Source organism: Alkalibacterium sp. s-m-28, from assembly GCF_054658175.1.
In genome coordinates, this window is record NZ_BAAGIQ010000066.1 from 1 (window position 1) to 11600 (window position 11600).

Consider the following 11600-nt stretch of genomic DNA (forward strand, 5'->3'; position numbering starts at 1 on the left):
ACTATCCGAAGATATAAACCGAACGTATTTTCGAATACGTGGCGGTTTAGTTCAGTGCACCCTTTTTTATGAAAATAGGTTGTCATTTTATAATCTATTCTCTTGACTTAACACCATAATGCTTAATAGATACAAATTTTAGTGATCTGCTATCTTCCGATAATGAATGTCATTTCTACTTCACAGACCTTCTTGCCATCCACGTATGCGACACCTTTACCGATTCCAGCATACTCTTTAAGCTTGACGATATCTACTTTTAATTCAAGCACATCTCCAGGAACTACTTTTTTCTTGAATTTAACTTTGTTCAGTCCACCGAGATAGGCTGTCTGAGACTTGAACTGATCCAGTTTTAAAAGCGGGATCGATCCAGCCTGTGCCAGACTCTCAACAATGAGTACACCTGGCATGACTGGTTCTCCCGGGAAGTGTCCTTGGAAAAACTCTTCATTGATCGTTACATTTTTTATTGCGGTGACATGTTCACCTGGAATCAGCTCTGTCACTTTGTCAATAAAGTAGATCGGGTAACGATTGGGAATCAGTTCCTGAATTTCTTTGATGTTCATAGTAGTCATAAGTAGTCTCCTTTAATTTGGCTTGATTTTGATCAGTGACTGATTGAATTCGACAGGCTGTCCGTCTTCGATCATTATTTGGCTGATCGTTCCGTCTACGTCACTCTTGATTTCATTCATGACTTTCATCGCTTCGATGATACAGATGGTCTGACCTTTTGATACTGCATCGCCTTCACTGACGAATGGTGGGGCATCAGGTGAAGAAGACAGGTAGCCTGTCCCTACTATGGGCGCCTTCAGTTCATGAAGATCTTCATCTGGTGCGATCTCTTGTGGCGCGGACTGCGCAGCAGTTTCCTCTTCTGACGAGGGTGAGAATTTCCTTGCAGGTTCTGCCTGATTGTTAGGCTCCACCTGATCTTGGGTCTGCACGACACCACCAGCACCATACGTTTTTCTTTTACTCAATTTTAAGGAGATGTCGTCATTTTCCATCTCGAACTCATAAAGAGATGACCGGTCGATGTGATCGATCAGCTCTTTCAGCTGTTCAAAATTCATTCCTTATCCTCCCATTTCTTGAAGCAGGTAACGGCGTTATGTCCACCAAACCCTAAAGAGTTATTTAATGCATACTGAATTGCTTTTTCTCTTGGCTGATTGCTGACATAATCCAGGTCGCAGGCTTCGTCAGGTGTGCTTAGATTGATTGTCGGTGGAAGTATTCCTTCCTGAAGTGCTTTAATGGATGCGATCGCTTCGATCGCCCCTGCACCTCCAAGTAAATGACCTGTCATGCTTTTAGTACTTGAAACAGCGACACTCGCAGCTGCTTCATCACCTAATGCCAGTTTGATGGCCTCGGTTTCTGAAGAGTCATTGGCAGGTGTAGATGTTCCGTGTGCATTGATATAGCCAATATCTGCAGCTTCGATTCCAGACTCTTTAATAGCCTGCTTCATGGCTCTTGCAGCACCTGATCCGTCTGGAGAAGGGGCAGTCATGTGGAAACTATCTCCAGTCGCACCGTAACCTGTAATTTCAGCATATATTTTCGCCTTGCGTTTCAAAGCAGAAGACAGGCTTTCAAGTACAAGAACTCCTGCACCTTCACCCATGACGAATCCATGACGATTCTTGTCGAAAGGTGTTGAAGCAGCATTAGGATCTTCATTAGTTGATAATGCATTCAGCGCAGCAAAACCTGACATACCGATTTCATTGATGCTTGCCTCAGCTCCACCAGCCAGCATGATGTCGGCATAGCCGTGCTTGATATTTCTATATGCTTCTCCAATTGAATTGTTTCCGGATGCACAGGCTGTGACGATTGAGAGATTCGGGCCTTTTGCTCCAGTTGCTATGGAGATATTTCCCGCAACCATATTTCCAATTGCCATAGGAACGAAAAAGGGAGCAACACGGTCCAGTCCTTTTTCATGCATTTTGATGATCTGGTCCTGCATGGCATTCAGTCCGCCAATTCCTGAACCGACAATGACTCCCATGCGATCGGCATCAATTTCATCCATGTCGATTTCACTATCTTTCACTGCTTCAAGAGCAGCCGCTACGCCATACTGCGAAAATGGGTCCATACGCTTAGCCAGTTTTCTGTCCATGACTTTCTTAGCTTCAAAGTCTCGGACTTCTCCGGCAACATGAACATTGATTGCCTCTCCATCGAATTTGGTCAGCGGCCCTATGCCGTTTCTTCCATTTTTCAGTCCATCCCAAAATTCTGCTACTGAATTGCCAAGCGGCGTAATCGCCCCAAGACCAGTAATTACTACTCTTTCCATTCTCAGCCTCCTAAACTATTTACCCGTTCATTACCATTCCACCATCAACGTGGAAAACTTGTCCGGTAATATACTTCTGATTACTTAAAAACCCTGCCAGCTCAGCTACCTCTTCAGCTTTACCAAGGCGGTTGAGAGGAATAGTCATCAGAGCTTTCTCTTTTACTTCATCGGTCAGCTGATCGGTCATATCCGATTCAATGAAGCCAGGTGCGATGGCATTAACCAGCACGCCTCTTGGAGCCAGCTCCTTGGCCAATGATTTGGTCAATCCGATTACACCGGCCTTACTCGCAGCATAGTTCGCCTGTCCGACGTTTCCAGCTACTCCGACAACACTGGACATATTGATGATATGCCCTGAGCGCTGCTTGAGCATCACTTTAGCCGCTTCTTTAGATGTATAGAACGTGCCTTTCAAGTTCACATCAAGCGTGGCATCAAAATCATCATCAGACAACCTGATTGCCAGATTGTCACGTGTGATCCCTGCATTATTCACTAGAACATCTACAGACCCAAAGTGTTTTCTAGTGTCCTTGATCAGCTTTTTAGCAAAGGCCGAATCGCTGATGTCCCCATTGATAACATGGACAGTCCCGTCGAAAACGTTGAAGTAATCCATCAGATCATCTGACAGGTCTTTTCGTCCGTTAACAACGACATTATGCCCTCTATTAAGAAAGAAGGCTGCGATCGCTTTACCGATTCCTCTGGTGCTTCCTGTTACTATGATTGTTTTTTTATCCATATTACCCCTACTATCCACTCGATTTTTCCAGTAATTTATTCAATTGACTAGGCTTTTCGACATTCGACGGTTTAAAGCTTTTATCAATTGCTTTGATAAATGACTTTAAAGTTTTTCCAGGTCCGACTTCGATAAATCTCTCTACCCCATCTTCAGCCATAATCCGAATCATCTGTTCAAAACGGACAGATGAAGTCATCTGTTCAGTGAGAAGATGAGAAATCGCCCCTGAATCAGGATAAGCACTGGCTGTCACGTTAGAATAGACCGGGATAGTTAACGGGTTGAATGTCTGCTGAGACAGGACTTCAGAAAATTCCTGAGCTGCTGGTTCAAGCAGTTGAGAATGAAAAGGTCCGCTGACATTCAGTTCAACTACACGTTTCGCCCCACGTTCTTCGGCCAGCTTCATCGCCTGCTCCACACCTTCTGCTGTTCCAGAAAGAACAAGCTGACTTGGCGTATTATAATTTGCTACGGTCACATAGTTATTTTCAGTGACTGAGGTACAGATCGATTCAACTGCTTCTGCATCCAGTCCTATGACCGCAGCCATTTTTCCTTCTCCGTCAGGAACAGCTTCTTCCATAAGACTTCCCCTCTTGTGGACAAGTCTGACTGCTTCTTTGAACCCTATGCCTCCTGAAGCGACAAGCGCACTGTATTCTCCCAGACTAAGTCCTGCTGAACAATCCGGATGAATGCCTTCTTCGCCCATGACTGCAGCAATAGCATGACTGACTGTCAGAATAGCCGGCTGAGTATACGGAGTGAGATGTATCTTCTTTTCATCGTTAAAGCAAATTTCAGCAAGATCGAGATCCAATGCCTCACTGGCTTGATCAAATATAGCGCGGGCAGATGCATAAGTGTCGTAGAATTCTTTTCCCATGCCCAGATACTGCGCACCCTGCCCACTAAAGACAAATGCAGTTTTCACGAAAAACTTCCTTTCATATAACTGATAAATGAGTAAGTCGCCATTTGTTTGAATATCAAAGTATTAGACTGAAGCTTACACATCAATTAAAGACGACTGGGTGAGCTGTCAGCTCTTTGTATTCACTCATCAGCTCCTGAATGATCTCCTCACAACTCTGTTCTTTCGATACCAGACCGGCAATCTGACCGGACATAAATGATCCACCATCCTTATCACCTTCAATAACCGCTTTTCTTAAAGCGCCCTTACCAAGCTCTTCAAGACGTGAAAAATCCGGATGCTCATCACTTGTAATTTCTTTTTCTACTTTCAGATATTCTTTTGTGAGTTTGTTTCTAAGTACACGTACAGGATGACCTGTGATCATACCAGTTACGACGGTATCAATGTCTCTCGCCTTAATAATGCGCTCCTTGAATTTTTCATGAGCAATACTTTCATAAGCGACTACAAACCGTGTACCCAATTGTACCGCAGACGCTCCCAGCATAAATGCGGCAGCCATTCCCCGGCCATCTGCTATACCTCCAGCTGCTATTACTGGAATATGAACTGCATCAACGACCTGAGGAACTAGTGTCATGGTTGTCAGTTTTCCAATATGACCTCCAGCTTCCATCCCTTCACAGATGATTGCATCTGCACCTTCTTTTTCCATCCGTCTGGCCAGTGCAACGGAAGCAACTACAGGGATCACAGTAATACCTGCATCCTTGAACTTTTTCATATATCGTCCAGGACTGCCCGCTCCAGTTGTCACGACTTTTATGCCTTCTTCGCACACAACATCGACGACATCATCAACATAGGGTGACAGCAGCAGGACATTCATACCAAATGGTTTGTCTGTCATCTTCTTAGTTTCTTGAATGATTTTTCTGACATACTCACCTGGTTCATGCCCGGCTCCAAGCATGCCCAGTCCGCCTGCATTTGAGACGGCTGCTGCTAGACTTGGAGTGGCAACCCATGACATCGCTCCTTGTATGATGGGATATTTAATTCCAATTTGCTCTAATAAGGGCTGATTCATCTAGGAGCTCCTTCCTGTTAAATTAAGATTCGATTTGACCTTCAACATATTTTACTAGATCTTCTACAGTTGTCAGACCCTCTTCAGATTCTATCTTGATGTCAAATTCGTCTTCGATATCATTTATGATCTGGAACAGATCCAAGCTGTCTGCTTCAAGTTCTTCTCTAAAGTTCGTTGAGAGTTGTACTTCGCTTTCTTCTTTGTCCAGCTGATCTACGATAATTTCCTGAATTTTTTCAAAAGTTGTCATTTATAATTCCTCCGATTAGTTCATTAGTTTTTTAGTTTGTATCATTAGTTTATTTCCAAGAGTAGCGTTCCCCAGGTTAATCCCCCGCCGAAGGCACTCAAGATGATTTTCTGTTTTTTTCCATTCAACACTTTTTTTTCTTTTGCAAGCTCGTCCAATAGTATCGGTAGACTGGCTGCAGATGTGTTCCCGTAATTCTGAATGTTCATTGGAAATGTCTCGACAGGACGCTTCAGTTTCCTGGCAACAATTTCTATGATGCGTGCATTTGCCTGATGAAGAAGAAAATAATCAATGTCTTCTATGTCAGTCCCGCCGGCTTCAATAACCTTTTGGATACTGTCCGGAATCGAGCGAGTGACAAAGTTGAAGATCTCTCTTCCATCCATAGTCAGGTAACTGACTGATTTGTCTGACTGTACAAGAGGATTATCCACCTGTCTATTCCCAGATGTCAGTGCCTCTCCTTTATCTCCATTTGCATGAAGATCTTCAGATATAAACTGATCAGACTCATCTGTCTTACCTATCAGGACTCCTGCTGCTCCATCACCGAAAAGTACTGCCGTCTTTCTGTCTGTCCAGTCGATCTCTTTTGACATGACCTCTCCGCCAAGCACTAAGGCATAGCTGTAGGGAGCATGTCTGAGTATTTTTTCTGCTGTAGATAGCGCGTAGACAAAACCTGAGCAGGCTGCGTTCATATCGAATGCCATCGCCTGACCCGCTTGAATCGCTGACTGTACTTTACTGGCAACAGATGGAGACTGCCCATCAGGTGACATTGTCGCAACAATAATCAGTCCGATTTCATCAGCATCGATATGACTACCTTCTAGCACATCATGCGCAGCTTTGACGCACAAGTCACTCGTGTTGTCTCCACGAGATAAGTAACGGGTCTGGATACCTGTCCGTTTGACGATCCATTCGTCAGACGTATCCATCCAGCTCGTCAAATCATGATTAGACACACGATGAGGTGGGATATATTTCCCAGTTGAATATATTTTTACATGGGTCTTGTCCATCACTCCGGTAACTGCTCCTTTGTCCGCTCAAGAAAGCTGTGAAGATTCAACAAGCCTTTCATCAGCACTTCAGCTTCTTCTTCGCTCATTTCCGTTAGCGTTTCTCTGACCATGTCTCTATGAAACTTGTCATGAAGACGATAGAGCAGGCGGCCTTGCTTTGTCAGCGCCAGCTTGACGACTCTTCGGTCTTTCTCGCTTCGGACGCGGTTCACATAGCCTTTACGGACTAAGTTGTTGACCGAGACTGTAAGCGTACCTACAGTAATCCCAAGCTTCTTAGCCACTTCACTGGTTGTGTGCTCCTGATACATGCCAATTGCATCAATGGTATGCATTTCTTTGATCGATACATCCTTGAACTGACTGGTCTGGAGTGTCCGTTCTTCAATCATCAGCACATCGTTGAAAATAGATACCAGGTACCCGTTTATTTCATTGATTTTTGGATCCACATCATCTCCTCCTATTCGTTTAGTCGATATTGTTTGATTATCAAACTATTTGACAATCAAAATACTAACTTAGTTTGGAAAAACTGTCAAGATTAAAATAATGATTTATATGTGAAGGCAGTTTTGAAAGTTTTGTTGATAGCGCTATCATTACTGGTTGGAACGGTCTCCTTATTCTTATGTTTTTTGTATGATTTTTTACTGCCTGTTTAACTTCTTAAGTCAAATTTCTGCGGTGACCCTTTTACACTTCCTCAATTCGGGGTGTATAAAAGCAAAAAAGACCATCCTAGGACGGCCTTTTTTGATAGTTGCTTATTCTTCATCCACTTGATTTTTAAATCCTTCAATATCTTTAAAGTTAACGACCGTTTTTTCTTCAACCAGATCACGCATTCTTTCAGCAGAATGATTCCAGTTGATACGGACGATGGCACTGTTTGTAAGAAGTTTTTCAATAATTCCTTCCATTGGTTCGTCTCTAAATGAAAAGATAATTTCATCCCCAACATCCGGTCTTAAATTTTCTTTGATCGTTTCAATAATGTCGACTGCTTCTTTATAAGGTAAATCTAATAAATTAGCAATTCGGGAGTTGCTGGCACCTTTACGAAGTTCCGTTTCAACCAATTGCTGGACTTCCGCAGTGATCTCTTCTTTAGCCACTTTCATCCCCTCAATTCTTCATTAAGATATTATACTCCTTTAATCATTATACCATAAGAGTATTATGAAAGCGAATAAAGGTTGGCCCTAGTTAAGTGTCCTGTAAGCTGACTGCTTTATACCCGACTTTTTTTAGGGTGTTCTGTAAAGTTTTTATTTCTTCTAATGTGCATTCGGGAGTTTGACAGTTGAAACGAGGAAAAAGTGACAGAAAGCCTATAAGGGCTTTATTTTTTTGTCAAATTCACTTCTTTATTATTGCGTACGATTTCGTACAATGATATAATAAGCTTATTAAACTAAGATATGAGGGATTCCTATGCGCGTGAAAAAGAGCCAATCAAAACATTCTACCTCCTATATGATTATTAAAGACGTTTATGTTAACGGAAAGAAAACCACAAAAGTGGTTGAAGCCCTAGGAAACGATAAAGAGATTTTAGAAAAACATCCGGGAGTCAATCCGTATGAATGGGCCAAACAATACGCTAAGACTTTGACCGATAAAGAAAAAGAAAAAAAGGCTAAGATTGTAGCGAAATTTGATCCCCATAAACCCATCTCTAAAAATGACCAACGGTCATTCAATGTCGGGTATTTATTTTTACAATCCCTTTATCATCAACTAAAGCTGGATAAGGTCTGCCGCATCATTTCAGACAAACACAACTTTTCTTATGACTTAAACACGATACTCTCTCGACTGATTTATATGCGTATACTGAATCCCCGGTCAAAGAAAGGAACGTTTGAATGCGCGCAAGATTTACTTGAAGCGCACGAAGTAGAATCCCAGCACATTTATCGTGCCCTAGATGTTTTAGCCGAAGAATCAAATACTATCGAAGAAATGGTCTATCAGAACAGTTTAGAAATTGTGGAACGTAACCAACAGGTATTATATTACGATTGCACGAATTTCTATTTTGAAATTGAAGAAGCCGAAGGTTTAAAACAATACGGCATGTCTAAAGAGAATCGCCCTAACCCCATTGTTCAAATGGGACTGTTCATGGATGGAAACGGACTGCCCCTTTCTTTCGTGATTCACTCAGGCAACCAAAATGAACAACCGACGTTAAAGCCATTGGAAAAGAGAATTATACGCGATTTTAACTTGTCCCAATTTATTGTCTGTACAGACGCTGGACTATCCTCTCATGACAATAGACTCTATAACTCTTTTGGAAATAGAGGATTTATTACGACTCAGTCCATTAAACTGTTAAAAAAGCATTTAAAAGAATGGGCATTGGATACCAAGGGCTGGCTCCCCGTAGGGGAATCGCATCGGTCTGCCCGTAAAATAAATCTGGAAGATTTGGATTTAGAAAAAGATAAAGGACACTATTATAAAGAACGCTGGATACATGAAAATGGATTAGAACAGCGATTGATTATCACTTTTTCTCCCAAACATAAACGCTATCAAGAAGAGATTCGCAGAAAACAGATTGAACGAGCTATGAAGAAAGCCGATAACCCGAGTCAATTAAAGAAAAAACGTCCAACAGATTTCAAGCGTTTCTTAAAAGAGACACATGTCACTAAAGAAGGCGAAATCGCTAAGGACTTTCAAGTCACAGTAGATCAAGAGAAGATAAAAGAAGAAGCGAAATACGATGGTTTATACGGTATCTGTACAAATGTATCGGGGGATTCGGAAGAGATACTTAAAATATCTCAACGGCGCTGGGAGATTGAAGAAACCTTTCGTATTCTGAAAAGTGAAATGCGTGCACGACCGGTTTTTGTTCGAAAGGATGACCGGATTAAAGCACATTTCCTCACTTGTTTTCTTTCATTACTGGTTTATCGTATTCTTGAAAAAAAGTTAGATGAAGCCTATACCTGTCCTGATATCATTGATACACTACGCAAGATGCGTGTGTTTGAATACTTGGGAGAAGGATATATTCCAACCTATACACGAACGGATTTGACTGATCAACTCCATGAGGAGTTTGGGTTTAGAACGGACACTGAAATTATTCCTCAAAAAAGAATGAAAAAAATTTTAAAACAAACCAAAAAACAAAAATAGTACGCACTTTTTTAACTAAAAAAACGACAAGAGAGCCTATACCTAAGGCATTCTTGTCGTTTTGACTGTCAAACTCGAGATTATGAAAGCGAATAAAGGTTGGCCCTAGTTAAGTGTCCTGTAAGCTGACTGCTTTATACCCGACTTTTTTTAGGGTGTTCTGTAAAGTTTTTATTTCTTCTAATGTGCATTCTTCAAAAATTTCAGCTATTTTATCTGCATGCTTAGGAAATATTTCCTTCATCAGAGTATGCCCTTCCTGCGTGAGCTCGCAGAAGGTGACTCTTCTGTCAAACTTATCGGCTACTCTATCGACAAATCCTTTTTCCTCTAGTCTGTCAACGACATATGTGATGCTGCTTGAAGCTAACAGGATCTGTTTTCCGATCATCTGTATTGGTTGACGTCCTTTATTGAATAGAAGTTCAAGTACTGAAAACTCGGTTGCATTCAATCCATAAGATGCCATATCATTTTTTACTACTTTTTCTACACTTGAAGATGCTTTAAGCAAAATTGTCAATGCTTTAAGCTGGTCTCTATTGTCATTCATCTTTCTCACCACCTAATAAGGTAAATACTTTTCTAGTGGGTATGGCAGGGTCACATTTTCAGTTTTTTACTCCTGACTATTGTCCTAGATTATGTCCATGGCAGAAATTTTCAGTTCAGGATATTGACACATTAGGATGCGTTCTTACATGAGTATTTTAAATTATGACAAGACTATCCGAAACTCTTCAGCTGTTCATTCTCAACCCATAAATTCATAACTGACGATTCCTGCTGATTTGTCATTCAAATTATGATACATAAAATCTAATGCGTTTGTCAACACGCTGGTCATTCAGTAATTATGTTCCTGAGTAATAGTAATAGCAATATCCAACCATTTTATTCGTTTATCTTGTCGGGTCCTTTTTTTCTGTGCCATGAGGTCATCTGTTAAAGACGGCAATACGGGGTCTTCTAAAGGTGGTAATTGAATGATTTGATAACATTCAACTCATTACTGGCTTCAAGGTATTTCTTTGCATTATCCAGCCCCACTCCAGTTTCCATGACATTACTCCTCTTGCTTTCCACTAGTTTATCACACGTAAATCAGAATTTTATAATAACACACCTTATTATACTTCGTTACTGTGCATATCTCTGAATAACTTACTGTAATGATAAAATGCACTGATTTGAAAGATACTCGCTACGCCTACCAGAAGAACTACGGTGCCCTCAGTCAGTGTTGGGAAAAAAACAGCAATGAACATAGTGAAGTAAAAGACGATCGTAGCAACTTTACCCGGCCAGATCGATCCATCCAGTGTTTTCTGTTTTTTATACAGCCGGATGTTTTCTACAAACATATAAGTTTCCTTCACCAGGAAAAGAATAAATAGAAAGAGAAACACCGGCCACTTAAACATTAGAACGGCAACGACTGCCACCTGGGTCAGTTTATCGGCAACAGGATCAAGAAGCTGTCCGATTTTTGTCCCCTGATTAAAGCGTCTTGCTATAAACCCATCCACAGCATCAGTCAGTCCGGACAAAACCAGAATACCCGTCGCGTACACATATTCACCATGGGATTCAGCAGACATATAAGCAATTACAAAATACGGAATAAGTATTAACCTGAAATATGACAATATATTTGGAATAGTGAACCAGTCTTTTGCGTTCATCTGTCCTCATCCTCCCGTCGAATATGGGTACCGCTCATTTATTTTTTAATCCGGATTATCATGGGCAATTTGAAATGGAATAATATTCTCTAAAATGATGCCTGTCCATTCACTTGTCAGATCAAATGACCTGATTTGTACTATTTTAGTATACTTAATTTGACCGGTAATAGCAATTTAGAATCGAGTAGGAGATAAATGATTAATTCATTTATCGTCCTCTCACACCACCGTACGTACGGTTCCGTATACGGCGGTTCAATATCTTAAGTAAGCAGACTCTGCTAGGTCTCGTAGTGAAACTACGTTCCACCGGTAGAGTCTTTTCGTTGTAAGCACCCAATGAACTTCAGGTGTTTTTGACAGTCTCCAGTATTTCTTTCTGGAGTAACCAATGCGTTTAGCACTGTCCA

Annotated in this window: 13 protein-coding genes; 1 reads left to right on the forward strand and 12 read right to left on the reverse strand. The window is 41.3% G+C overall.

Going from position 1 to position 11600, the window contains the following annotated elements:
* Positions 1-149: 149 nt before the first annotated feature.
* The 10 genes from fabZ to ACYQ4S_RS08805 form a co-directional block, all read right to left on the reverse strand.
* Entirely contained in the window at positions 150-572 is a 423-nt protein-coding gene (gene fabZ, locus ACYQ4S_RS08760) for a 3-hydroxyacyl-ACP dehydratase FabZ (protein WP_346024287.1), read from the reverse strand.
* 21 nt (positions 573-593) lie between these two features.
* Positions 594-1085 (reverse strand): acetyl-CoA carboxylase biotin carboxyl carrier protein, encoded by a 492-nt coding sequence (gene accB / locus ACYQ4S_RS08765; protein ID WP_091268061.1) that lies wholly within the window; start codon positions 1083-1085, stop codon positions 594-596.
* The gene (gene fabF, locus ACYQ4S_RS08770) at positions 1082-2326 is read right to left on the reverse strand and encodes a beta-ketoacyl-ACP synthase II (RefSeq protein ID WP_346024280.1); all 1245 of its coding nucleotides are present in this window, start codon (positions 2324-2326) and stop codon (positions 1082-1084) included. The genes accB and fabF overlap by 4 nt, the downstream gene beginning before the upstream one ends.
* A 19-nt stretch (positions 2327-2345) precedes the next feature.
* Positions 2346-3077: a 3-oxoacyl-[acyl-carrier-protein] reductase gene (gene fabG, locus ACYQ4S_RS08775; RefSeq protein ID WP_346024281.1), complete on the reverse strand. Its 732-nt coding sequence runs from the start codon at positions 3075-3077 to the stop codon at positions 2346-2348.
* Positions 3078-3087: 10 nt separating this feature from the next.
* A complete protein-coding gene (gene fabD / locus ACYQ4S_RS08780) occupies positions 3088-4017 on the reverse strand; it encodes an ACP S-malonyltransferase (protein WP_346024282.1) in 930 nt (309 codons plus the stop codon).
* Positions 4018-4099: 82 nt separating this feature from the next.
* The gene (fabK, locus tag ACYQ4S_RS08785; protein ID WP_346024283.1) at positions 4100-5053 is read right to left on the reverse strand and encodes an enoyl-[acyl-carrier-protein] reductase FabK; all 954 of its coding nucleotides are present in this window, start codon (positions 5051-5053) and stop codon (positions 4100-4102) included.
* Positions 5054-5075: 22 nt separating this feature from the next.
* The gene (locus tag ACYQ4S_RS08790) at positions 5076-5306 is read right to left on the reverse strand and encodes an acyl carrier protein (protein WP_346024284.1); all 231 of its coding nucleotides are present in this window, start codon (positions 5304-5306) and stop codon (positions 5076-5078) included.
* Positions 5307-5350: 44 nt separating this feature from the next.
* Entirely contained in the window at positions 5351-6337 is a 987-nt protein-coding gene (locus ACYQ4S_RS08795) for a beta-ketoacyl-ACP synthase III (RefSeq protein WP_459770636.1), read from the reverse strand.
* Positions 6337-6792 (reverse strand): fatty acid biosynthesis transcriptional regulator FabT, encoded by a 456-nt coding sequence (fabT, locus tag ACYQ4S_RS08800; RefSeq protein WP_170230946.1) that lies wholly within the window; start codon positions 6790-6792, stop codon positions 6337-6339. The genes ACYQ4S_RS08795 and fabT overlap by 1 nt, the downstream gene beginning before the upstream one ends.
* Before the next feature lie 315 nt (positions 6793-7107).
* On the reverse strand, positions 7108-7464 hold the full coding sequence (locus ACYQ4S_RS08805) for a DUF2187 domain-containing protein (RefSeq protein ID WP_428830598.1): 357 nt from the start codon (positions 7462-7464) through the stop codon (positions 7108-7110).
* A 313-nt stretch (positions 7465-7777) separates the two neighbouring features.
* Between ACYQ4S_RS08805 and ACYQ4S_RS08810 the strand changes: the two genes are divergently transcribed.
* The gene (locus ACYQ4S_RS08810) at positions 7778-9502 is read left to right on the forward strand and encodes an IS1634 family transposase (RefSeq protein WP_459770637.1); all 1725 of its coding nucleotides are present in this window, start codon (positions 7778-7780) and stop codon (positions 9500-9502) included.
* 109 nt (positions 9503-9611) lie between these two features.
* Here ACYQ4S_RS08810 and ACYQ4S_RS08815 read toward each other — a convergent pair whose 3' ends face one another.
* Positions 9612-10055, reverse strand: coding sequence for a MarR family winged helix-turn-helix transcriptional regulator (locus ACYQ4S_RS08815; protein WP_346025594.1), 444 nt, complete (start codon positions 10053-10055; stop codon positions 9612-9614).
* A gap of 577 nt (positions 10056-10632) precedes the next feature.
* Entirely contained in the window at positions 10633-11187 is a 555-nt protein-coding gene (locus ACYQ4S_RS08820; protein WP_346025595.1) for a CDP-alcohol phosphatidyltransferase family protein, read from the reverse strand.
* Positions 11188-11600: the final 413 nt, after the last annotated feature.